The following is a 22,138-nucleotide window of genomic DNA, read 5'->3' as shown; positions in this document are numbered from 1 at the left end:
ATAGGAGTCCGGATAAATGGGGCACTATTTAAAAGGATACTTGGTTAAACTTGTATTGCCCATTGCGCTTTTTTCGTAAAGGGCAATACAAGTAGCATTATAAGAAGGGTCAAAGTTTAATTTCCCCGGGCCTAACTGATTTGGAACCGCGGTACCTTTCATGAAGAAATAAACCTTGGTATTACCCCCTTTATGATGGGGTTTGAAATTACCATAAGTCTCCATTTCAGACCAGATCGTATCTTTTACCGTCACGGCAAATACATGTTGGATGGGACCAGTATTGTTTTCGTTCCGGTAATGAGCAACTTCGGTAAACTCTCCTTTCAGATCGTCAATCCCCGGTTGGCTAAAGGTGCCTTTTATCATCCATCCCAACAGCACTAAAATCAGTATACTCAGAAAAATATTAAACTTTTTATTACGCATTATAAACTTGGTAAAATTTTACTCATGACTTCCATTCCTTCATCAATATGCTTTTTCTCTATACAGAGCGATGGTCTGAAACGAATGGTCTGGTTGCCGCAACCAAGAAACATCACATTGTTTTCCATTCCTTTTTGAACGAAAGCATTGCGCATTTCTTTGCTTGGGAAGTCAAAAGCACAAAGTAAGCCTTTTCCTCTTACATTGCTCATCTTATCGTGTTTTTGAGCAAACTGCTCCAGATTTTCTTTCAAATACTGACCTACTACTGTCGCATTGTCGCATAGCTGATCTTCCTCCAGGATTTGTAAAATTTGAGTAGAACGTACCATATCTACCAGATTACCGCCCCAGGTAGAGTTGATTCTCGAAGGAACATGGAATACATTGTTTTCTACCTGGTCTACTTTATCCCCAACCAGAATTCCACATACCTGCATTTTCTTACCGAAGGCAAGAATGTCAGGGCGTGCTTTTTCACTATAATGTTGGTGACACCAGAATTTACCAGTTAGTCCTACACCAGTTTGTACCTCATCATAAATCAAAAAGGCTTCATTCTCATCGGCAAGCGTTTTCAATTGAATTAGAAACTCTTCCCGCAAATGGTTGTCGCCACCCTCCGATTGGATTGGCTCTACAATGATCGCACAGATCTCATCTTTGTTTGCAGCAAAAGCTTGTTTAATCTGAGCTATAGAGGCTTCTTCTGTCGAGATTACCGTCTTTAAGTTTTCATCCTGTAAAGGGAATCTGACTGTAGGCACCGATACCCTTGGCCAGTCGAACTTTGCAAACCACTTGGTCTTATCGGGCAATGTATTTGTTAAACTGAGCGTATAGCCCGTACGTCCATGAAAGGCTTTCTCAAAATGAAGTACTTTAAAACCTTTTTCATCTTTATACCCTTTGGCAAAGTTCTTTTGAACTTTCCAATCCATCGCTACTTTTATTGCATTCTCGACAGCTAAACCACCACCAGCAATGAAAAAAGCATGAGGAAGATAGGACGGAATTCCAATCTTAGAAAAGGTATCTACAAACTGAGCATACTGTTGTGTATACACATCTGAGTTGGATGGATTAGACAATGCAGCCAATAATAAACTTTTCTTAAAGGCTTCGTCATTAATCATTTTAGGATGATTATATCCCAGGGGAACAGAAGCAAAACAAGTAAAGAAATCCAGTAAATTCCGATTGTATTTTGAATCATAAATATACGCTCCCTGGCTTTTCTCCATGTCATAGGTGAGGTCGTAGCCATCCGCTAAAATATGTTTGCTTAAAGTCTCTTTAACCTGACCCGGGCCTACAGTAAGTTCATACATAAATTCTATATTTTGGTGTAATCAAATTTAACAAAATGTGCCAAAGAAACAAGTGCAGGCGGTTTTTGGAAGGAAAACGTAAAATCATACTTTAAACAGTTTAAAGTATGATTTTGGTATGGATTGACTTTTGGTCTAACAAATGTTGGTAATTTATTTTAAGAGATCTGCTCTTTTTTTACTCTTTTCTGGCTTCTCTTAGGAGCGCTTTTACTGTGCTACAGTTTTTATCCTACTCCTCATTTAATCCTTTGCCATTGAGAATTTGAGGTAGGTGCTTTTCTACTCTTGACTCCCGTGTTTTAGCTTGTTTGGCTGCAGAGAAGTAAAGTAAGTAAGCGCGTTGTCTTCCAGGTGTCAATGCTTCGAAAGCAGTCTTCAATGCAGGGATCTCTGTTAATTTACGTTTAAACTCCTCCGCCATGGCGAATTCGGTGGTCTTTTTTAAATCCACTTTCAAACCTGCTTTCTCTACTTCAATAGCTTCATAGATATAGGATTTCAATATGGCTTTCTGTTCAATAATTTCCAGTGTATTTTTGAAGCGAATCTGGCGCGCTGCCTGTACATTCTTCGTTTGTTGAATTAAAATGCCATGGGCATTGTTTAATAAAGCGCCTTTAAAAAACAAAAGCGCACAATATTCCTTGAACACATGTATCAATACGATGTTCTTTTCCTGAAAACTATAACAAGGACTGCCCCATTTCAATTCTTCGGTAAGTCCGCAATCAAGAACGATCATTCTCAGTTGTGCCAGCTCTTCCGACCAGTTTTTGGCCTCATTAAAATAAAAATCTACCTGAGGATTCATCATAAGTTTGAATCAAAAATGTTAAACCCTTAATGAACCTCGGAACGCCCTGGCGGCATAGTAAGATTGCGCACCATTGTGATACATAAAAACATGATCGTAACGACGATCTCCAAATATGGCACCACCAAGCGCTCTGATCTCTGCTGGTGTTTTTAGCCAGCTAGAGGTTTTCAAATCAAAGGCTCCAAGTTGCTGCAATTCCCGGTATTGCTCCTCTGTTAAAATCTCAATGCCCATGGCAGTGGCCATATCAATTGCATTATTCGCAGGTTTATGCTCTTTCCTGGATTCCAGGGCTTCATAATCGTAACAAGTACTCCTACGGCCTTTAGGGCTTTCGGCAGAACAATCATAGAAAATGTATTCCTCAGTCTTTTGGTCATAGCCAACTACATCAGGTTCGCCACCACTGATCTCCATCTCGTCTAGCGACCATAGTTTTTCAGGATGAGCATCCAGCTTTGCTTGTACTTTATCCCATTCCAAGCCTTTATGACGGTTCTTGTTTTTCTCAAAACGCACTTTCAATGTTTTTAGTAATTCTTCGCGTTGTTCGGTGGACAACAGCTTTTTATTGTGATCCATATTTTTATAATTTAACTGAAATGATCTTCCTGTCCGCCGGTCTGAAATACCAGGATATTACAGTCAGCAGGAGCAATAATAAGGAAGGGAATATTTTGTTCAAGGGATTACCCGACGCAAGCTGTGAAAATATTGCTCCCGACATGGCAAAGAAAAAACCGGCATAAGCCCATTCCTTTAGTAAAGTAAATTTAGGAATAAGTATGGTGACTACCCCTAAAATTTTCCAAATCCCTAGCAGCGTTAGAAAATACAGCGGATAGCCTAATTGTGTAATATTAGCGACTTCCTCTTTTACTTTTAGCAATTGTACTATTCCTGTGGAAGCCATTCCTAAGGCCAGCCATAATGTAGCAATCCAATAAATGATTTTATTTCTCTTTTCCATCTGAGATCGGTTATTTTAATTTGCTAACAATTTCCTGCAATCTATTATGAGCCATATTCAAGCCTGGAGCAAAACCGATTTTCATCATTTGGTTTCTGATTGCAACCGATTTATAAATGATATGGATGTCGAGTTTACTGGTGTCATTTGTAAGCTTTTCAAATGATAAGAATTCCAGCTGTACTTCAAACGGAGCGTTTTCCATCTCAAATGTCCGCGTGATCTTTTGGTTTGGAATACACTGATGAATCACTCCATTGGCCTGAAATACTACATTTCCTGTAGCATCGCTGGTTTCAAATTTATAGCTGCCATGATTCGTACTATCTAGTTTAACCACTTTGGTTCCCATCCATTGTGCCACAATTTCGGGATCTACATAGGCTCTGAAAAGTAAGTCCAAAGGAAGGTCAAATTCCCTGCTGATCACTAAATCCTGTTTGCCATCTTCGGCATTGATTTTCGTTTTCTGTTCCATCTTATTTGCTTTTATAAGTTTTCATAATGTTTTCTAATTTGTTGAATCGCTCTTCCCACATTTTGCGGAATGGTTCAATATAATCGGCAACCTCTTTCATTTTATCTGGATTGATATGGTAGTGAACTTCCCGGCCATTTTGCTCTTGTTTTAGCAATTCACATTCAGTGAGTATTTGCAGGTGTTTCGAAACTGTTGGCCTGGCAGTATCAAAATTGGCAGCAATGGCCCCGGCACTCATGGATTGCGAAGCCAGCAGGACGAGGATGGCTCTCCTAGTCGGGTCTGCTATGGCTTGAAACACGTCTCTTCTTAAATTCATTACGTAGTCATTTGACTACTAATTTAAGTGTAGTTATTCAACTACGCAAATATTTCTGAAACTTTTTATTTAGACCTGCTTGTGGTTATTTGCTTGTGAATCAGTTTGATGTTGTTTGTTTCTGTTTTGCTCATCACATCGTTAGCTGGATAAATGGATGCATTGTCAAAATCGAATCTTTGAGAAACTATTCCCTTAGGTGCTTGTTTTTAGGAATTAAGGTAACTGGAATAAAGGTGTTAACTCAATTCAATATTTATGCAAATTGAAGTAAAAGAACCTGGAACAGGGGTGTTGTTACACCTGGATGCTAAGCCTGAAAATTATCAGGGAAAGCATGGAATGCGGATTCGATATCCAAATGGTGCAAATTTTTTCATCATTGCCCAATCTGGTGCCTGGCGCTCAGCCGACCATCACCATGTGGCTCCAAGATTTCTTATCAACATTGGTATGGCTCTGGAGGGACGAAAACTGAGCGAGCAGGTAGTAGATCATTCTAATATTTAATAAGTCAAAGAAGAAAAGATGGGACTTAGGGAGTATAAGAAGAAGCGTTCTTTTAAAGATACACCTGAACCAACAGGGGGGAAGGGAACAGGGAAGGCTTTACATTTTGTAGTTCAGAAACACGATGCTTCCCATCTTCATTATGATTTCCGCTTAGAAATCGAAGGTGTCCTGAAAAGCTGGGCAGTACCTAAAGGCCCATCAACAGATCCCGAAATTAAGCGCCTGGCAATGATGGTGGAGGATCACCCTTACGATTACCGTAGTTTTGAAGGGATTATCCCTAAAGGACAATACGGTGGCGGCACAGTGATCGTATGGGATGAAGGCACATATGCTCCTTTTGATCTGGAATCCGAAGATTTGAAAAAACAGGAAAAGGAGCTTCTCGATCAATTACATGAGGGAAAGCTCAAGTTCATACTCCATGGAAAAAAACTAAAAGGTGCGTTTGCCCTGGTAAAAGCTTATGGCAAGGGGGATAATAGTTGGCTATTGATGAAGTTAGATGATCAATATGCGAAAACAACAGATGTCCTTTTAAAAGATAAGTCGGTGATCTCGGGGAAGAGCATTGCGCAAATGGAAAAACAGCCGGATCAGGTTTATGGAAAAACGATTCGGCCGAAGCAAAAATCAGCAGATCCCAAAGCTGAGAAAATAACCAAAGCATTGAAGGATGAAGCCTCTAGCATTGAACCTGCGGGACATCAATTGCAGAAACTGATGAAAAAGGGTGTTAAAACTCCTTTTTTTGATAAAGTTAAACCCATGCTAGCCACCTTACTGGATGAACCTTTTGACGAACCAGGCTGGCTTTATGAAGTCAAATGGGACGGTTATCGTGCCCTTGCTTTTCTCCAAAAAAGCAATGTAAAATTAAAATCTCGTAATGACCAATCTTACAAGGATAAATTTTATCCCATTTATCAGGCATTGAAGGAATGGGGGATTAAGGCGGTTGTTGATGGGGAGGTTGTGGTTTTAAATAAAAATGGTACTGCAAACTTTGGGGCTTTACAGAATTGGCGTAGCGAAGCTGATGGGGAATTGAGGTACTACGTATTTGATATCCTTTGGTATGATGGTTATGATTTAAGGGGGCTGCCTTTACTGGATCGGAAAGCAATACTTGCGGAAGTTGTCCCTTCCCAATCTCCAATTCTACTGAGTCAGGATTTTGAAACTTCAGGAATTGCTTTTCTTGATGCGGCGAAACGTGCTGGGTTGGAAGGTATCCTTGCAAAACGTATAGATAGCTTATACCAGAGCGGAAATCGAAATGCAGATTGGCTGAAAATCAAGAGCAATCAGCGGCAGGAGGTAATCATTGCTGGGTTCAGTAAAAATGAAGGAAGTCCAAAGCCATTTAGTTCCTTATTGGTAGGTGTTTTTGAGAAAGGTAAGCTACGTTATACCGGGAAGATCGGGACTGGCTTCAGTCTGAAAACCCAAAATGAACTCATGGAGCAGTTTCAGCCATTGATTGTGGAGGAATGTAGCTTCGCCACTGAACCAGATGTGAATAAGGCCAATCCATTCCGGTATCAAGCGCCTAAAGTAACTGCCACCTGGTTGAAACCTGAACTTATTTGTGAAGTCAGTTTTACAGAAATGACTACAGAAGGGTTAATGAGGCATCCTTCTTTTGAGGGAATGAGGGAGGACAAAGCCGCGGAAGAAGTGGTATTGGAAAAGGCAATAGCTAAGGACGAACGGATTTCTACAAAAAACAAGAAAGCAATGAAAGAAAAAACAGGCAGTAAAGCAGCAGGTAAGCACGCTGCTGAATTTTTACTAAATCCGGATGAGGACACGCAGCAGATAAAAATCAAAGGACATGCTTTAAAATTCACGAACCTGGATAAAATATACTGGCCAATAGAGAAGGTCACTAAACGTGATATGATCAATTATTACGACCAGATTGCTCCTTTTATATTGCCCTATCTGCTAGATCGGCCACAGTCATTAAACCGTTATCCTGATGGGATTACTGGAGGGAGTTTTTACCAGAAAGATGTCACGGGGAAAGTGCCTGAATGGGTGAAAACTTATTTATACCATACTGAAGGAGATGATAGCGATAAGCACTTCGTTGTAGGTGATGATGAGGCAACTTTGCTTTATATGGCAAATTTGGGCTGTATTGAATTACATCCATGGAGCAGTACGATTCAGAAGCCGGATTACCCAACCTGGTGTATCATAGATCTGGATCCTGATAAAAATTCTTTTGAGCAAGTCATTGAGGCTGCCCAGGTTACTAAGGCTGTTTTGGAGGAGATGGGGGTTGCATCGTATTGTAAAACCAGTGGATCTACAGGTTTGCACATTTACATCCCTATGGGAAATCAATATACCTATGAGCAGAGTAAGGAATTTGCCAGAATAATTGTCACACTCGTAAATCGGGAGCTGCCTAAGTTCACTAGTCTGGAGCGGGTAGTTGCGAAACGGAAAGGGAAAATGTATCTTGATTTCTTGCAAAACAGGTATCAGGCAACAATCGCCGCTCCTTATTCACTTCGTCCAAAACCCGGTGCTACGGTTTCCATGCCTTTACACTGGGAGGAACTGAAAAAAGGCTTGCAGATGAAGGATTTTACGATTTTCAATGCGGTTGCCAGAGCAAATGAAATGGGAGATATTTTTAAGCCGGTATTGGGAAAAGGAATTGACCTCAGGGCCATAATTAAAAACAATAAAAATGCAGGGCTGTTATTGGAATAGGATCAAAACTGAACAGCAATGGGAAAGATAGAGGAACCTTGGGAGCCATTTGATATTCAGGTGCTCATAGAAGGTCAATGGGAAAGGTTATTGGTGATTCCTGATCGGGAAGAGCCTAAGTATGAGTTGTTCGATCAGCAAACCTCAATTGGCCTGGTCTGGAGAGAGGAAATAGCAGAAGCTAAAGTCTGGTGTGCAGAAGGATTAATTGCCAAAGAATTACTGGATCAGATTGGCGAACAGATTGATCAGTATTATTTGAATAAACCCGAATAAGTATATATTTTAATCATTTGATGATGAGGTCTCTTTGGAAAGGCGCAATTGGATTTGGTTTGGTGAATATTCCTGTGAAACTATTCTCAGGAGTGCAGAGTAGTAGTCTGGATTTAGATATGCTGGATGAAAGAGACCATGCCAACATTAAATTTAAAAGAATAAACGAGAAAACACAGAAAGAAGTGCCTTTCGACCAAATCGTAAAAGGTTACTTTTTGAAAGATCGCTATATCGTATTGAATGAGCATGACTTTGAAGAGGTTAAGCCTGAGAAAACTAAGGTGATAGAGATTGAGAATTTCGTAGATCTGGGAGATATTAATCCGGTGTATTATGAAACTTCTTATTATACCCAGCCTGATGCCCAAGGCAAAAAAGCATATGCCTTGTTATTGCAATCTCTCATGAAATCTAAAAAAGCCGGCGTAGGTCGTTTTGTATTGCGTAACCATGAAAACCTCTGTGTACTCCATCCAATGGATGGAATTATTGTCGTAACGAAGATTCGTTTTCAGGAAGAAATACGCGCTACCAAAGACATTAAACTGAAAGAAGACGTCAGTATTAAGCCAAAGGAACTCGCTCTGGGGATGGCCTTGATCAAACAATATGCTGCTCCATTTAACATAGATAGCTTTAAAAATGACTATTCAAAAGAATTGTTAAAGATCATTAAAGCGAAAGCCCAGGGAAAACGGGCAACGGTTAAAAAGATCAAGCCTAAACCTGTAGGTACTGCAGATTTATATGATCAGCTACTGGAAAGCCTGAATAGGGCATGATATAGCTCAAAATTTATTCATCTATAGCTAAAAAAACACCTACTGTTTAAGTTAAACAGTATTCGGGTGCTTAACTTAATGTTAAAATTTATTTTTTTGTTTTTTAATGGATATTCATCGGAAATCCTGCTGATAAACTGTGCTTCAAATGGCCTTCTTGTTTTGCTCTTGTTTTGCTATTCTTTTGCTTTTGTTTTGCTGCTCTTTTGGCTGATCAAAAGAATAGCAACAGAATATCAGGGTAAAAGCAATTATATAATTAAATTATATATGGATCAGTAGTTAATTTTTATTAACTTCAAGTAGTTGTTAATCAAATAGATTTGTCATTATGGGAAGAGTAACAGGTGGTCCATTTGGAACCTTTATAGGAAAAGTTGGAAACGTGGTTGGTTATGTAAGGCTAGGTACGGATTGCGTTCGTAATTTGCCTATAAAATCAAATAAACCAAGAACGCAGGGACAGCGTGAAGTGAATCATAAATTTCAGATGGGTAGGGAGTTGATCTCTCAAATGCAGGAATTTATTAATGTAGGTTACCGGATTGCCGCAGAAGGAACGGGAAAAACAGCACAGAATTTGGCAACCTCCTGGATTATTAAAGAAGTCATCAGCGGTGAACACCCGAATTTCGAAATGGATTATAGTCAGCTGATGTTAAGTAAAGGAGATTTACCATTAGCAGAACAGCCAGTGGTTGAGTATGTATATCCAAATTTGAGATTTCAATGGACGGTACCTGCGGAACTGGACTTAAAATATGAAAGAGATCAGGTGATGATGCTTGCTTATCATCCCAACCTGAAACATACTTCTTTTACTTTAAGTGGAAACCGAAGAAAAGTAGGGGAAGATGAGTTGTTTGTAACGCCCATGGCAGATTATAAAGAGGTCAATCCTGAAGATGATTTTGTAGAAACGTATATCTCCTTTATTTCTGATGATAGAAGGAGGATATCCGATAGCATTTATACGGGTAGAGTTTACCTTTAAAAAACAAATTTGTCTTTCATCCCAAGGATGCCCATGAGGCCGCCGGTATGAAGGGCAATGATTTTAGCGTCTTTTTTAAAGTAATCCTTTTCGGCAAGGTCGTAGATGGCGTACATCATTTTTGCAGTGTATACCGGATCAATCAATATCCCCTGATTGCGTACAAAGGTTTTCATAAAATCAATTAGCTCAGGTTTGGTTTTCGCATATCCTCCAAAATGATAATCAGTGTGTAGAATCAATTGATCTGTATGACCCAGATAATTGAAAATCTCGGTTGCGATAAAATCACCGCCTTTTAGCGCTGGTACCACATGTAGAGTAGTTTTTAAGCCTTGTTGATGGATGCCATGTAATAATCCTGCTGCGGTAGTACCAGTGCCTGCAGCGCAAAAAATATGATCAATATCCTTTGGTAGTTCGTTAATGATCTCCGCACAGCCGGTTACAGCTTCCATGCTTGCACCTCCTTCATCGATAAAAAAGGCATCGGTATCCTGGCCAAAATATTGCTGAAATAATTCGGTTTTATGCTTGTAACTTTCCCTATCCACAAAAATCAGGGTCATCCCAAATAGTTGGCACAACATCAACATTTCATTTTTTACAGGTTCTCCCCTTACAAAAGCAGTAGCTTTTAACCCCGCCTTTGATGCAGCTGCGGCTGTGGCGAGTAGGTGATTGGAATAAGCACCACCAAAAGTTACCAGGTGCTGCTGATTTGCTGCATGGGCTTTTGAGAGTAAATACTTTAATTTACGCCATTTATTGCCTGAAATATAAGGGTCAATTAAATCATCTCTTTTGATCCAAAGTTCGGAAAGATGTGGATGTTTTAACGGCTCAACTGGGCTATAGATATCTGTAAACATGGTTACAAATATAAGGGCCTTTTTTTTAGCGATTGATTATGGCTTAAAATAGATGATCCTTAATAAGTAAGGGAAGAAGTTTAGAATGATCTTAACGTTTGCAGTAAAGTTTTTCATAATCCTGAAATTAAAGTTAAAAACCTGGGTTCGTAGCAAGTTTAACCACCGTTTTAAGCGTGTAAACACGGATATCACGTTAAAAAAATGCAGTTGGTAATTGCTAAGCCTGTTATCAAAAAGCAGACCAAATTATTTTTTTTCAATTATGTAATTGTTAAAGATTAGTTTTGCAGTAGGGAAAGTTGTCAAAGATGGCTTTACTAATCACAAACAGACATAGATTTCATGGAAAATAGCAACGAGGTGCAGGAATTAGAAGAGCAGGATTTATACGAACATTTTAATATTGTTGTTGATAAAGGACAGTCTTTATTAAGGGTAGATAAGTTTTTAATGGGGCGTATGGAAAATGCTTCCCGTAACCGTATTCAGAATGCTATAGAGGCTGGGAATGTGTTGGTTAACAAAGCTACAATTAAGGCGAGTTACAAGGTGAAACCGGAAGATGAAATCTCTATCGTGTTCCCACATCCGCCAAGAGATACGGAAGTTTATCCGGAAAATATCCCATTGGATATTGTTTATGAAGATGCTGATTTGTTAGTAGTTAATAAACCTGCGGGAATGGTAGTACATCCTGGATTTAACAATTACACCGGAACATTGGTGAATGCATTGGCTTACCATTTTGAAAATTTACCACAATTACCAGGGAATGACGGCAGACCAGGCTTGGTTCACCGCATCGATAAAGATACTTCTGGCTTGTTGTTGATCAGTAAAAACGAAATCACCATGACTAAATTGGCGAAACAGTTTTTCGACCATAGCATTACCCGTAAATACATCGCGATGGCATGGGGGGATATCGAAGAAAATGGTACCGTTTCAGGATATATTGGTCGCAGTCTGAAGAACAGAATTGTGATGGATGTATACGATGATGAAGAAAAAGGTAAGTGGTCGGTGACACATTATTCGGTTTTGGAGCGTTTAGGTTATGTAACCCTAATCAGTTGTCAGCTGGAAACGGGCCGTACACACCAAATCAGAGCGCATATGCAACACATCGGACATCCATTATTTAATGACACCAATTATGGAGGTGATAAAATCTTAAAAGGAACCACCTTTAATAAATATAAACAGTTTGTACAGAATTGCTTTAACATGATTCCTCGTCAGGCTTTACATGCACAGACTTTAGGTTTCATCCATCCTACGACTAAGGAATATATGGAATTTGAGGCACCTTTGCCAGCTGATTTTGATTCGGTATTGAACAAATGGAGAAACTATATCGTGGAGCCTTCGTAAATGCAGCAAGAATATATTTTACATAATGGCGAGTTCGTAGCGGCAAACCACCCTGTGATTGGGGTGGAAAACCGGGCGTTCAGATATGGTGATGGCTTATTTGAATCGATGCGTATGAACAATGGGAAGCTTAAATTTGCAGAGTTACATGCCGATCGCCTAAAGGCAGGGATGAAAGCTTTAAAGATGGATGGCGCTACCCTGATGGATGAATATTTCTTGAAGCAGAAAACAGCAGAACTCTGTAAAAGAAATAAACTGAAGGATAATGTACGTTTTCGATTGTCAGTTTACAGAGATGGTTCAGGTTTGTATACTCCGGATAGCAACAAGTCCGGCTATGTGCTGGAAGCTTCCGCGCTTCCTCAAAGTACCTATGAGCTAAATAAAAAAGGATTGATCGTTGATGTTTATGATGAAATCACCAAGCCGGTAAATAAGCTTTCTAATTATAAAACTACCAATTCTTTACTTTTTGTAATGGCTGGTTTGTATAAGAAACAATATAACCTGGATGAGGCTTTTATCTTAAATCAGCAGGGATTTCTATGCGAGAGCATCAGTTCCAATATTTTTGTGGTGTACGACAAGCAGATTTACACACCTGCATTGTCTGAAGGTTGTATTGCCGGCGTGATGCGTAGTGTGGTAATGGGAATGGCTAAAACTCATAATATCCCATTAACCGAAGCTCAGATTAACCCGGAAGTATTGAAGGAGGCCGAAGAGGTCTTCATCACCAATGCTACCGGAGGCATCAGATGGGTAATGGGATATGGCAGGAAACGTTATTTTAATGAAATTTCAAAATACCTGAGTGCCAGATTGAATGAAATGTAAAAGAAAAGAAGCGTAAGGGGTTACAAACGCATACCCCTTAAAAATTCTTCTACAGTCATCCGTTTTTTACCTTCATATTGAAGATCCGTCAACTTGATATAGCCGTCTTTGGCGGCGAATTTCAAATAGGTTTTTCCGTCCGACAGAAATTTACCTGTTGCAATGTCCGGCATTTCATTGTCCAGTTCTGCTTTAAATATTTTCAGGTTTTTATCACCCAGTTTAGTATAGGCAGTAGGATATGGACTCAATCCACGGATCAGATTGTAAACGGTTTTTGCTGGTTGATCCCAGTCAATCAGGCAATGTTCTTTAAATATCTTTGGCGCATGTTTTAACGAATCGCTTTGAACTTGTGCCTGTTCTTTATAATTTCCTTCTTCAATTGCTTTTACAGTCTTCACCAATAGGCCTGCGCCTACGTTCATGAGTTGATCATGTAATTCTCCAGCAGTTTCGTCTTCGCCAATGGCAACGCGCTCAGAGAAGATAATGTCGCCTGTATCGATTTCATGTTTCAGGAAAAAGGTAGTCACACCACTTTCTTTTTCTCCATTGATAATGGCATGATTGATTGGGGCAGCACCACGGTATTGTGGCAATAAAGAGGCATGAAGGTTAATGGTTCCTTTGGCAGGCATATCCCAAACCATCTCCGGCAACATACGGAAAGCAACCACCACTTGTAAATCTGCCTGTAAGTCTTTTAATTCCTGAATAAATTCTGGGTCCTTCAGCTTTAAAGGTTGCAGTACTTTTAATCCTTTGGCCACAGCGTATTGTTTTACGGCACTTTCCTGAAGCTTCTGACCTCTTCCGGCAGGCTTGTCGGCAGCAGTAACTACCCCCACTACATTAAATCCTGCTTCTACTAAAGCATTTAAAGAAGCTACGGCAAAATCGGGCGTACCCATAAAAACTAATCTCATTGTCCATTGTTTTAGAGGACAAAAATAACAAATAATCTCCCGCTTATTTTATTCAATTATATGGTAGAGACGCTAGAAGAACTGAAAACTATTGGTTTGGTGTACGTAACTGACGCTAAACCTGGGATATACAGAAAAGGGAAGCCCGGGAATTTTCATTATGAAGATAAAGCCGGGAACCGGATTACGGATTTATCGGATTTGGAAAGGATTCAGCATTTAGTGCTTCCCCCCGCCTGGACGGAGGTATGGATCTCGCCACGTAAAAATGGATATCTACAAGCCACAGGTATCGATCTGGCAGGAAGAAAACAATACCGATACCATGTAGAATGGACCTCGAGGCGTTCGGATCGCAAGTACTTCAGACTGTTGGATTTTGGAAAAGTATTGCCTACTGCCCGAAAAAAGATCGCCAGAGATCTGAAACGGAAGGATCTGGACGAGAGAAAAGTCCTTGCCATTTGTGTACAACTGATGCAAAAAACATTAATCCGAGTCGGAAATGCAGTTTACCAGCAGCTTTATGGCAGTTATGGACTCAGTACCCTTAAAAATAAACACGTAAAAATTAATGGGAATCATTTAATGTTGTGCTTTATCGGCAAAAAAGGTGTGCAGCAAGAACTGAGTTTAACAGATAAAACCCTGGCCAGAATGGTTCAAAAGTGTAAAGAAATTCCTGGCCAGGATTTGTTTCAATACTATACCGCAGGAAAAGAACGTCAGACTATCGACTCTGGAAAGCTAAACAATTATATTAAAGAGATCACTGGAGAGGATTTTACAGCTAAAGATTTTCGTACCTGGGGAGGAACGCTGGAAGCAATGCGCCAGCTGGCGGTTTGTTGTGCAGAAGATCCTGCTGCTGAAAAGCCTAAAAAGAAGGTGATTGTAGAGGTATTGGATGCTGTAGCCGCAAAATTGGGAAATACAAGGGCTGTTTGTAAAAGTGCCTATGTTTACCCGCTCCTGCTGGAAGCTTATGAAAATGATCAGCTCGGAAAATATCTGAAAAGGATAAATTTAGATCAGTTGAATACAATTGAAGGATTGAAATTACAGGAAAAGGTGCTAATGCAGTTCTTGAAAGCAATGAAAAAAAACAGGCCCTGAATTGTTCAGGGCCTGTTTTTATGTAGCTGATTTTATGATTCTTTTGGTGCTTTTTTAATCGGATGAACAGGTTGCTCACCTTCTTCTCTTTCTTTAGCCGGGTTTTTAAACTGAGCTTCTTCTTTTCGATAGTCTTGATCTTCCGGTTTCTTTACGACTTTATCACCTTCAGGGACTTTATCTTTTGGAATTTCCTCTTCATAATTGCTGCTCGGTTTATCGCTTTTCTTTTTGGCTTCGCTATTCATCATCAGGTATTTTAAGAAGGTTTAATTGTTAAGGATATAACAAGTACTTCTTGCGCATTGTTTTATAACGCGTTAAACCGGGTTCCCAGCTGGCACGGATTTCTTTTTCAGATTTCCCAGCAATGATTTGCAACCGCAGACTAGAATCACCAGCCAGTTTATCAAAATTATTCATTTGATTGCTGAGTTTGTAGTTAAAGAAGTCGGCTTTATTAGGGTAAGCCTGATACAATTCGATTAGCCAATTTAAGTTTAAGGCTTTTGCGCTGCGGATTTTCTCTGTATCATAGTTTCTCAGGTCTAGTCCATAGCAGATCTTATTCTGATGTAATGGCGTTTCTGCCATTCCTTTGATGCTTTTTGGTGTAAAGCTAAAGCTGTACTTCCCTTTTAATGCGGGAGCGCCAAGAATGATGAAAGGAAATAATGTCCCGCGACCGTGGTTTAAATAAGTGCCTTCAAATAGGCAGGTTGTTGGGTATAGCAATATAGATTGCGCTGTATTCAGATTAGGTGATGGTTTTACAGGGAGTTCATAAGGAAGGTCATGGTTGTAGTTGGCTACCTTAATGATTTTGATTTTGCATTTCAGCTTATTTTTTAACCAGCCTTCTCCATTCAGCATTTGGGCATATTCTCCAACGGTAAGTCCGTGGACAATTGGGATAGGTTGCAGGCCGATTCCTGAAACTAATTTCGGATCCAGAATAGGACCATCGATATAGAAACCGTTGGGATTTGGACGATCCAGAATCAGCACTTCTTTGTTTTGTGCGGCACATGCCTCCATTACATGTTGCAAGGTATTGATATAGGTGTAAAAACGAACGCCTACATCCTGGATGTCAAAAATCATGATGTCTACATCTGACAGTTCTTCTTTAGTCGGGGTTGAATGTTTCCCGTATAATGAAACTGCTTTGATCCCTGTTTTGGTATCTATCGCATCGTTTACATGGATGCCGGCACTGGCGTTCCCTCTGAATCCATGCTCCGGGCCAAATATTTTTACAATGTTAACTCCTAGTTTCAGCAGGCTGTCTACTGTGGTTTCTTTACCAATAATAGAGGTTGGGTTCACCACCATACCTACACGTTTGCCTTGCAGATAGGGTAGATATTTTTCCGTTTGCTCTGCTCCGGTACGGATCTCGTTTTCTTGAACTTTGGTCTTACTTAGCGGTTTTTCTTTCACCTTATTTTCTATTGCTTTCGTACTTGTTGAAGTTACAGGAGCAGTTGTTGTCCGATGGCCCGCTGCACAGGCGGCTAAGTTCAGGCTCAAACCTGCGATTAAAAGAAAGGAGGAGCGGGATGTTTTCATTGGGAAATTATTTAGTGATCGCTTTGTTATAGAAGGCTAAAGATAACAAAAATGAGGTATCTAAATTGGTTGGATGTAAAGATAGCTAGATGTTATGTAGCTAAAGGTATGTAGGTATCATGGTCATAAAGATGTATATGCATCATTATGATAAAGATTTAAATGTGTCTGGATATTTAGGTGTTTTGATATTTAGATATCTTGATATGTTGTCTGATATGTCAGCTGGTAATCAGGACTTAAGCGACCTGATATTTAAAGGCGAGAAATTCACATAAAAGTTGCAACTTTATCGCTGTAAAAATGCAGTAGGCGTATTTTTGCTAAGTCACTATTTATAGCAAAAGTTTGAACATAGAATATTTCATAGCGAGGCGTATAGCCATTAAATCTGAGCGTACTTTTTCTAAGCTGATCGTTCGCATTGCCATTGTAGGCGTAATGCTCAGTTTAGCGGTCATGATGCTTTCCATAGCCATCATTAAAGGATTTAAAACAGAGATTCAGGAAAAGGTAAGGGGCTACATCGGTGATGTAAGGATCTTCAAGTTTGACCTCAACAATTCTTTTGAGCAAACGCCTTTTGTTCCCGGACAGGAAACTATCGAGCATTTAAAGGCAAACCCTAATGTAGCATTTTTCCAACCGTATGCAACAAAGCCCGCCATCATCGCGGTGAATGATGAGGTAGAGGGAATCAATTTTAAAGGAGTAGATAAAACTTTCAATTGGGATTATATTAAAAGCCATTTGCAAAGTGGGGAGGTGATCAATTTTGCCGATAGCGCCAAGGCGATGAAAGAGATCATGATCTCTCAATTCACTGCGAACCGATTGAAGCTGAAAACCGGGGATGATTTTATCATGTACTTTGTTCAGGATCCGCCAAGAAATCGAAAATTTAAAATTGTAGGAATTTATGCGGTTGGTGTAGAAGAAATAGATAAAGGATTTGTATTGGGCGACCTAAATGTGATTCGTCGACTAAATAATTGGGAGCCTAATGAAATTGGTGGATTAGAAATCAGAATCAAGGATTTTTCCAAATTAAAGGAAGTCTCAACAGGGATCTATGATAACCTGGAGGTAAACCTCAGGTCGGAATCTGTATCTGAATTTTTTCCAGCCATCTTTACCTGGCTTTCCTTACTGGATGTCAATACCAGGGTATTACTTATTCTGATGATGATTGTAGGGGTGATCAATATGATTACTGCCTTGCTCATTATGATTCTGGAACGTACTAATATGATCGGTATGCTGAAAGCCTTTGGAATGACAGATCTTAGTGTCATCAAGATTTTTCTATACAATGCGGTATATCTGGTAGGTATTGGCCTGTTGTTAGGGAATATCCTCGGATTAGGGTTGGGCTTTATTCAAAAATACACCCACGTATTTAAATTAGATCAGGGTTCTTATTACTTGTCCTACGTGCCTGTGGAGCTTCATTTTGTGGATGTTTTGGTTCTGAACATAGGAATTGTAGTGATCTGTTTTGTGGTACTGATCATTCCTTCTTTATTGGTGAGCAAAATCTCTCCATTGAAAGCAATCAGGTTCAAGTAAGCTGTTTGAACAGATTTAGGTAACCTTCAGTACTTGTATTGAAAATATAGGATTTTGAGGTCTTTATGACCTTACAAATAGAGGAAATTGAAATATGAAAGCAACAGTAAAAGAGAAAAAATCTAGTGTTTTTAGTCTGCTGAAGCCTTATCGTGGAATGATATATTTGCTGATCTTCCTCGCATTGCTGAGTAATGGAGTCAACTTACTGTTGCCTAAATTGATTGCGAATGGGATAGATGCCTATACAGCAGGGACCTTTTTGATCAAGCCGGTGCTGATTGAGTTTTCAGGAGCGATCCTGTTGATTTTCATTTTCACGTATTTACAAAGTGTGGTGCAGACTTATGCTTCTGAAAGGGTGGCTAAAGATCTGAGAACGCAGCTTTCTGATCAGATTTCCCGCCAAAGTCATGCATATATAGAAAAAGCAAATCCTTCAAAACTACTGACCAACCTGACCACCGATGTGGATGCGATTAAGTCATTTGTGTCGCAAGCCATTGTTTCTATAGCTTCTTCAATCTTCCTGATTGTAGGTGCGAGTATCCTGTTGCTGGGTTTAAACTGGCGATTGGCTCTAGCAGTAATCGCCATTGTACCGATTATTGGAACGGCATTTTATCTGGTGTTGAATAAGGTAAAACCCTTGTTTAAAAAGAGCAGGGAGGTGATCGACTGGCTCAATAAAGTGATCAATGAAAGTATATTGGGCGCGGCATTGATTCGTGTGATCAATTCCCAGCAATTGGAATATAGCAAGTTTTTAGCTGCAAATTCACAGGCGAGAGATCTTGGTCTAGCAATTTTGAGCTTATTTGCAGGCTTAATTCCACTGATTATTTTTGTCGCCAACATGGCAGGATTAACAATTTTGGCATTAGGAGGGCATTTTGTGATCCAGGGAACAATGTCCTTAGGAGAGTTTGCTGCCTTTAACAGTTACCTGAGCTTACTGATTTTTCCGATTTTGGTGATCGGTTTCATGAGTAACGTGATTGCGCAGGCTACCACTTCTTATAAACGTATAGAAGGGGTATTGAATCTAGCCGAAAGTCCGGCAGAAGGTAAAATCAACGAGTTGTTAAAAGGAGCAATCGAAATGAAAGATGTTTCTGTGTCTTATGGACAGAAGCCCGCTTTAAAAAATATCTCTTTTGATTTAGCCGCAGGTTCTAAAACCGCGATCATTGGCCCAACAGCAGCAGGGAAATCACAATTGCTGTATATCCTTACTGGATTGATCCTTCCAGATAGTGGGGAGGTTCGTTTTGATGGACATGATATTAAGGATTATAACCCCGAAGCTTTTCATCAACAGGTCGGTTTTGTGTTCCAGGACAGCATTATCTTTAACATGAGCATTCGTGAGAATATTGCATTTAGTGATACCGTAACAGATCAGTCGCTGGAAAAAGCAATTGCAACTGCCGAATTGTATGATTTTATCAGTGCTTTACCGGATCAGCTGAATACTATTGTTTCCGAGCGGGGATCTAACCTTTCCGGTGGACAAAAACAGCGCATCATGCTCGCCAGGGCATTGGCTGTAAATCCTAAGGTTTTGCTATTGGATGATTTTACTTCCCGTGTGGATCACCATACCGAAAAGAGAATATTAGAAAATGTGCAGCAGAATTACCCAGGCATCACTTTATTGTCGGTAACGCAGAAGATTGCCGCAGTAGCACATTACGATAAGGTGATTGTGTTGATGCAGGGCGAAATCGTAGCGCAAGGGAAACATGAGGAACTGATGAAAACCAGTCCGGAGTATGTCCAAATTTTTAACTCACAACAGAGTACCAGCAATTATGAATTACAATCTTAATCAGCATACCGGCCAGGAAGAGAAGCAGTCGACTTTTCAGGCCTTAAAAAAACTGATTCAATTAATTTCTGAAGAAAAGAAAAGACTATGGATCGCTTCAGGGATTATTCTTTTGAATTCTTGCTTGCTGTTGTTAGGACCGCTAATGATTGGCCATACCATCGATGCCTATATACGAACCAAAAATTATCATGGTGTACTGGTCTTCACCGGAATCATACTGGGAATGTATTTGCTGGCTTTTATCACCGGATATTTGCAGACAAAATTGATGGGTGGTGTGGGACAACGGATGTTGTACACGCTGCGTAATGCAGTATTTAATAAACTTCAGGAACTTCCTGTTGCCTTTTTTAATGAGAATAAAGCAGGTGACCTGATCTCCAGAGTGAACAATGATACGGATAAGATCAATCAGTTTTTTTCTCAGTCGCTGATGCAGTTTATTGGTAGTATTGTGACGATGACCGGTGCCGGGATTTTTTTATTGATGATCAATTTTGAGCTTGGTGCTGCAGCCTTGGTTCCAGCATTACTGATCCTGATCTTTACCGCATTGGTATCCCCATGGGTAAAAAAAAGGAATGCTTCAAATCTGAAAAGCGTTGGCGGAATGAGTGCAGAGATTCAGGAAAGTCTGAATAATTTTAAGGTGATCATCGCCTTTAACAGAAGAGATTATTTCCGAAAAAGATTTGATGAAGCAAACCGTCAAAATTATAAGACGGCAATTGCTGCTGGTCTGGCTAATAATATTTTAATGCCGGTATATGGATTGCTGTCCAGCATGGCCCAATTGATCGTGTTGTTGTTTGGGATTTACCTGATTTCTATAGGTCAGTTTAGCATCGGACTATTGGTGAGTTATTTTTCTTATGCGACCAATTTCTACAATCCTTTAAGACAGTTGGCAGCTTTATGGGCCAATTTCCAGGTCGCTATGGCGGGTTGGGATAGGATTTCGCAGATTTTATCCATGAAAAACGATTTGCAACAGCTGCAAGGTAGTACGCAAACTTCTAATGCAATGCTCGAGTTTAGAAAAGTCCATTTCTCTTATACTGCCGGTAAGGAAATTTTACATGATATCAGCTTTAGTCTGGAGAAAGGAAAGACTTATGCACTGATTGGTCCTACCGGCGGTGGTAAAACAACTACGGCATCTTTAATTGCCCGTTTATATGATGCTACGGAAGGAACGGTTTTACTTAGCGGCAAGGACATCCGTTCGTATACTCATGAAGAACGTGCAGCTAAAATTGGTTTTATCCTGCAAGAACCATTCTTGTTTACAGGAACGGTGAGGGATAATATTCTCTATGGCAATAGTAAGTATAAAGATTATACGAATGAACAGTTGGAAGAAGTGATCAGAGCAGCTAATCTGGATGCTTTACTGGCCATTTTTGAAGATGGATTGGATACCGCTGTAACTTCGGGTTCTGATAACATTAGTTTAGGACAGAAGCAGCTAATCGCGTTCATGAGAGCAGTTTTACGCAATCCGGAGTTGTTGATTCTGGATGAGGCAACGGCTAATATTGATACGATTACAGAACAGTTACTCAGTGCCATTCTGAAAAAACTACCTAAAGAAACCACACTGGTGATCATTGCGCACCGTTTAAATACCATCGAGAATGCAGACGAGATTTTCTTTGTGAACTCGGGTGAAGTGACGCGTGCAGGAACGATGGATCATGCCATGGACTTATTACTGAAGGGTAAAAGAAAAAGCTAGACAAGGTTTCTCGTTTACAAGAAAGACGGACATTTCTGCCCGTCTTTCTTGTTGATATATAAATATTGATCCTCAAATCAATATTAGGTTATAGATTAATAGCCCTTTTCCTGTAGTTTTTTAACTAGCTCCTCACCTAACTTTTTTCCCCATTCCTGGCCAGCGGCCATCGAATCCTGTAAGATAAGAGGCGTTTTTTCTGCAAATTTCTTTCCTGTTGGTGTATGGTAGAATTTTGTGATGTCTTTTAATTCTGCCTCAGTGATGTGTTTTTGATAGACCGGAAGTAGCATATTAAACAAATCTTCCTGTGCAGATTTAATGAAAACTGTTTCTAATTCCTGCCAATAAGCTTCAGGAACATCGCTTTTCTGAGATTTTAGCATTTTTAAAGTTTGGACAATCGCTACTTTGTAGGCTTCCGAAGAACCTGCAGCATCCATCATTTCTTTTAAACTTGCCTTATAGGAATTGTTATCCTGTCCAAAGGAAAACATAGTACTGCTTAATAATAATGCAATGATCAGCAGCGGCTTTTTTATCGTTTTGAGTAGATTTTTCATCTTTCAAATTAAAGGCAATAATCTGATATTTTCACTATTATGTTTGCCGAATTATAAAAGGCTACAGACCTCAATTAAAT

The 22,138-nt window shown here is 39.7% G+C and carries 23 protein-coding genes; 11 read left to right on the top strand and 12 right to left on the bottom strand.

Annotation, left to right across the window (positions count from 1 at the left end):
* Nucleotides 1-24: 24 nt before the first annotated feature.
* The 7 genes from R2S10_RS21085 to R2S10_RS21055 all read right to left on the bottom strand — a co-directional run bounded on the left by R2S10_RS21085 (nt 25) and on the right by R2S10_RS21055 (nt 4,350).
* Nucleotides 25-429 (bottom strand): hypothetical protein, encoded by a 405-nt coding sequence (locus R2S10_RS21085; RefSeq protein ID WP_316842397.1) that lies wholly within the window; start codon nt 427-429, stop codon nt 25-27.
* Nucleotides 429-1,760, bottom strand: a complete 1,332-nt coding sequence (gene lat / locus R2S10_RS21080; RefSeq protein ID WP_316842396.1) for an L-lysine 6-transaminase — start codon at nt 1,758-1,760, stop codon at nt 429-431. Before lat ends, R2S10_RS21085 begins: the two co-directional genes overlap by 1 nt.
* Nucleotides 1,761-1,992: 232 nt before the next feature.
* Nucleotides 1,993-2,577 (bottom strand): YdeI/OmpD-associated family protein, encoded by a 585-nt coding sequence (locus R2S10_RS21075; protein ID WP_316842395.1) that lies wholly within the window; start codon nt 2,575-2,577, stop codon nt 1,993-1,995.
* Nucleotides 2,578-2,595: 18 nt separating this feature from the next.
* The gene (locus tag R2S10_RS21070) at nt 2,596-3,162 is read right to left on the bottom strand and encodes a DUF4256 domain-containing protein (RefSeq protein ID WP_316842394.1); all 567 of its coding nucleotides are present in this window, start codon (nt 3,160-3,162) and stop codon (nt 2,596-2,598) included.
* A gap of 4 nt (nt 3,163-3,166) precedes the next feature.
* Nucleotides 3,167-3,550 carry a DoxX family protein gene (locus R2S10_RS21065; RefSeq protein ID WP_316842393.1) on the bottom strand — a complete coding sequence of 128 codons (384 nt, stop codon included), beginning with the start codon at nt 3,548-3,550 and terminating at the stop codon, nt 3,167-3,169.
* Nucleotides 3,551-3,560: 10 nt separating this feature from the next.
* A complete protein-coding gene (locus tag R2S10_RS21060) occupies nt 3,561-4,028 on the bottom strand; it encodes an SRPBCC domain-containing protein (RefSeq protein ID WP_316842392.1) in 468 nt (155 codons plus the stop codon).
* A gap of 1 nt (nt 4,029) precedes the next feature.
* A complete protein-coding gene (locus tag R2S10_RS21055; RefSeq protein WP_316842391.1) occupies nt 4,030-4,350 on the bottom strand; it encodes a metalloregulator ArsR/SmtB family transcription factor in 321 nt (106 codons plus the stop codon).
* Nucleotides 4,351-4,608: 258 nt separating this feature from the next.
* Here R2S10_RS21055 and R2S10_RS21050 point away from each other — a divergent pair, with 258 nt between their 5' ends.
* The 5 genes from R2S10_RS21050 (at nt 4,609) to R2S10_RS21030 (ending at nt 9,648) form a co-directional block, all read left to right on the top strand.
* A complete protein-coding gene (locus R2S10_RS21050; protein ID WP_316842390.1) occupies nt 4,609-4,860 on the top strand; it encodes a hypothetical protein in 252 nt (83 codons plus the stop codon).
* 18 nt (nt 4,861-4,878) lie between these two features.
* Nucleotides 4,879-7,593: a DNA ligase D gene (ligD, locus tag R2S10_RS21045; RefSeq protein ID WP_316842389.1), complete on the top strand. Its 2,715-nt coding sequence runs from the start codon at nt 4,879-4,881 to the stop codon at nt 7,591-7,593.
* An 18-nt stretch (nt 7,594-7,611) separates the two neighbouring features.
* Nucleotides 7,612-7,869 (top strand): hypothetical protein, encoded by a 258-nt coding sequence (locus R2S10_RS21040; protein ID WP_316842388.1) that lies wholly within the window; start codon nt 7,612-7,614, stop codon nt 7,867-7,869.
* Nucleotides 7,870-7,892: 23 nt separating this feature from the next.
* Nucleotides 7,893-8,654, top strand: a complete 762-nt coding sequence (locus R2S10_RS21035; protein ID WP_316842451.1) for a Ku protein — start codon at nt 7,893-7,895, stop codon at nt 8,652-8,654.
* Between the two features lie 331 nt (nt 8,655-8,985).
* Nucleotides 8,986-9,648, top strand: coding sequence for a DUF6266 family protein (locus tag R2S10_RS21030; protein ID WP_316842387.1), 663 nt, complete (start codon nt 8,986-8,988; stop codon nt 9,646-9,648).
* Here the strand turns inward: R2S10_RS21030 and R2S10_RS21025 are convergent.
* Nucleotides 9,645-10,520, bottom strand: coding sequence for a 1-aminocyclopropane-1-carboxylate deaminase/D-cysteine desulfhydrase (locus R2S10_RS21025; RefSeq protein ID WP_316842386.1), 876 nt, complete (start codon nt 10,518-10,520; stop codon nt 9,645-9,647). The two genes, R2S10_RS21030 and R2S10_RS21025, sit on opposite strands and share 4 nt — an antisense overlap.
* Nucleotides 10,521-10,865: 345 nt before the next feature.
* Between R2S10_RS21025 and R2S10_RS21020 the strand changes: the two genes are divergently transcribed.
* Together R2S10_RS21020 and R2S10_RS21015 are read left to right on the top strand one after the other, a co-directional pair.
* A complete protein-coding gene (locus tag R2S10_RS21020) occupies nt 10,866-11,897 on the top strand; it encodes an RluA family pseudouridine synthase (protein WP_316842385.1) in 1,032 nt (343 codons plus the stop codon).
* On the top strand, nt 11,898-12,737 hold the full coding sequence (locus R2S10_RS21015; protein ID WP_316842384.1) for an aminotransferase class IV: 840 nt from the start codon (nt 11,898-11,900) through the stop codon (nt 12,735-12,737).
* Between the two features lie 20 nt (nt 12,738-12,757).
* Here R2S10_RS21015 and fmt read toward each other — a convergent pair whose 3' ends face one another.
* Nucleotides 12,758-13,666 carry a methionyl-tRNA formyltransferase gene (gene fmt, locus R2S10_RS21010; RefSeq protein ID WP_316842383.1) on the bottom strand — a complete coding sequence of 303 codons (909 nt, stop codon included), beginning with the start codon at nt 13,664-13,666 and terminating at the stop codon, nt 12,758-12,760.
* 60 nt (nt 13,667-13,726) lie between these two features.
* On the opposite strand from fmt, the gene R2S10_RS21005 reads away from it, so the two are divergent.
* Nucleotides 13,727-14,782, top strand: a complete 1,056-nt coding sequence (locus R2S10_RS21005) for a DNA topoisomerase IB (protein WP_316842382.1) — start codon at nt 13,727-13,729, stop codon at nt 14,780-14,782.
* A 32-nt stretch (nt 14,783-14,814) separates the two neighbouring features.
* Here the strand turns inward: R2S10_RS21005 and R2S10_RS21000 are convergent, their stop codons facing one another.
* Both R2S10_RS21000 and R2S10_RS20995 read right to left on the bottom strand, forming a co-directional pair.
* Nucleotides 14,815-15,033 (bottom strand): hypothetical protein, encoded by a 219-nt coding sequence (locus tag R2S10_RS21000; protein ID WP_316842381.1) that lies wholly within the window; start codon nt 15,031-15,033, stop codon nt 14,815-14,817.
* A gap of 25 nt (nt 15,034-15,058) precedes the next feature.
* Nucleotides 15,059-16,354 carry a DUF1343 domain-containing protein gene (locus tag R2S10_RS20995; protein ID WP_316842380.1) on the bottom strand — a complete coding sequence of 432 codons (1,296 nt, stop codon included), beginning with the start codon at nt 16,352-16,354 and terminating at the stop codon, nt 15,059-15,061.
* A gap of 348 nt (nt 16,355-16,702) precedes the next feature.
* On the opposite strand from R2S10_RS20995, the gene R2S10_RS20990 reads away from it, so the two are divergent.
* The 3 genes from R2S10_RS20990 to R2S10_RS20980 all read left to right on the top strand — a co-directional run bounded on the left by R2S10_RS20990 (nt 16,703) and on the right by R2S10_RS20980 (nt 21,495).
* Entirely contained in the window at nt 16,703-17,923 is a 1,221-nt protein-coding gene (locus R2S10_RS20990; protein ID WP_316842379.1) for an ABC transporter permease, read from the top strand.
* A 94-nt stretch (nt 17,924-18,017) separates the two neighbouring features.
* The gene (locus R2S10_RS20985) at nt 18,018-19,754 is read left to right on the top strand and encodes an ABC transporter ATP-binding protein (RefSeq protein ID WP_316842378.1); all 1,737 of its coding nucleotides are present in this window, start codon (nt 18,018-18,020) and stop codon (nt 19,752-19,754) included.
* Nucleotides 19,699-21,495 carry an ABC transporter ATP-binding protein gene (locus tag R2S10_RS20980; RefSeq protein WP_316842377.1) on the top strand — a complete coding sequence of 599 codons (1,797 nt, stop codon included), beginning with the start codon at nt 19,699-19,701 and terminating at the stop codon, nt 21,493-21,495. Before R2S10_RS20985 ends, R2S10_RS20980 begins: the two co-directional genes overlap by 56 nt.
* A gap of 95 nt (nt 21,496-21,590) precedes the next feature.
* Here the strand turns inward: R2S10_RS20980 and R2S10_RS20975 are convergent, their stop codons facing one another.
* On the bottom strand, nt 21,591-22,058 hold the full coding sequence (locus tag R2S10_RS20975; RefSeq protein ID WP_316842376.1) for a DUF2059 domain-containing protein: 468 nt from the start codon (nt 22,056-22,058) through the stop codon (nt 21,591-21,593).
* Nucleotides 22,059-22,138: the final 80 nt, after the last annotated feature.

It is taken from the genome of Pedobacter gandavensis, assembly GCF_032678745.1.
Taxonomy (GTDB): domain Bacteria; phylum Bacteroidota; class Bacteroidia; order Sphingobacteriales; family Sphingobacteriaceae; genus Pedobacter; species Pedobacter gandavensis_C.
This window is presented reverse-complemented; position numbering and strand designations above follow the sequence as displayed.

Coding starts and splice junctions, on each gene's coding strand:
- R2S10_RS21070 (WP_316842394.1), bottom strand. CDS start 3,162: ATGGATCACAATAAAAAGCTGTTGTCCACCGAACAACGCGAAGAATTA.
- R2S10_RS21025 (WP_316842386.1), bottom strand. CDS start 10,520: ATGTTTACAGATATCTATAGCCCAGTTGAGCCGTTAAAACATCCACAT.
- R2S10_RS21035 (WP_316842451.1), top strand. CDS start 7,893: ATGAGGTCTCTTTGGAAAGGCGCAATTGGATTTGGTTTGGTGAATATT.
- R2S10_RS21060 (WP_316842392.1), bottom strand. CDS start 4,028: ATGGAACAGAAAACGAAAATCAATGCCGAAGATGGCAAACAGGATTTA.
- R2S10_RS20995 (WP_316842380.1), bottom strand. CDS start 16,354: ATGAAAACATCCCGCTCCTCCTTTCTTTTAATCGCAGGTTTGAGCCTG.
- R2S10_RS21015 (WP_316842384.1), top strand. CDS start 11,898: ATGCAGCAAGAATATATTTTACATAATGGCGAGTTCGTAGCGGCAAAC.
- R2S10_RS20980 (WP_316842377.1), top strand. CDS start 19,699: ATGTCCAAATTTTTAACTCACAACAGAGTACCAGCAATTATGAATTAC.
- ligD (WP_316842389.1), top strand. CDS start 4,879: ATGGGACTTAGGGAGTATAAGAAGAAGCGTTCTTTTAAAGATACACCT.
- R2S10_RS21030 (WP_316842387.1), top strand. CDS start 8,986: ATGGGAAGAGTAACAGGTGGTCCATTTGGAACCTTTATAGGAAAAGTT.
- R2S10_RS21055 (WP_316842391.1), bottom strand. CDS start 4,350: ATGAATTTAAGAAGAGACGTGTTTCAAGCCATAGCAGACCCGACTAGG.
- R2S10_RS21065 (WP_316842393.1), bottom strand. CDS start 3,550: ATGGAAAAGAGAAATAAAATCATTTATTGGATTGCTACATTATGGCTG.
- R2S10_RS20975 (WP_316842376.1), bottom strand. CDS start 22,058: ATGAAAAATCTACTCAAAACGATAAAAAAGCCGCTGCTGATCATTGCA.
- R2S10_RS21085 (WP_316842397.1), bottom strand. CDS start 429: ATGCGTAATAAAAAGTTTAATATTTTTCTGAGTATACTGATTTTAGTG.
- R2S10_RS21000 (WP_316842381.1), bottom strand. CDS start 15,033: ATGATGAATAGCGAAGCCAAAAAGAAAAGCGATAAACCGAGCAGCAAT.
- R2S10_RS21020 (WP_316842385.1), top strand. CDS start 10,866: ATGGAAAATAGCAACGAGGTGCAGGAATTAGAAGAGCAGGATTTATAC.
- R2S10_RS20985 (WP_316842378.1), top strand. CDS start 18,018: ATGAAAGCAACAGTAAAAGAGAAAAAATCTAGTGTTTTTAGTCTGCTG.
- lat (WP_316842396.1), bottom strand. CDS start 1,760: ATGTATGAACTTACTGTAGGCCCGGGTCAGGTTAAAGAGACTTTAAGC.
- R2S10_RS21050 (WP_316842390.1), top strand. CDS start 4,609: ATGCAAATTGAAGTAAAAGAACCTGGAACAGGGGTGTTGTTACACCTG.
- R2S10_RS21005 (WP_316842382.1), top strand. CDS start 13,727: ATGGTAGAGACGCTAGAAGAACTGAAAACTATTGGTTTGGTGTACGTA.
- R2S10_RS21040 (WP_316842388.1), top strand. CDS start 7,612: ATGGGAAAGATAGAGGAACCTTGGGAGCCATTTGATATTCAGGTGCTC.
- R2S10_RS21075 (WP_316842395.1), bottom strand. CDS start 2,577: ATGATGAATCCTCAGGTAGATTTTTATTTTAATGAGGCCAAAAACTGG.
- fmt (WP_316842383.1), bottom strand. CDS start 13,666: ATGAGATTAGTTTTTATGGGTACGCCCGATTTTGCCGTAGCTTCTTTA.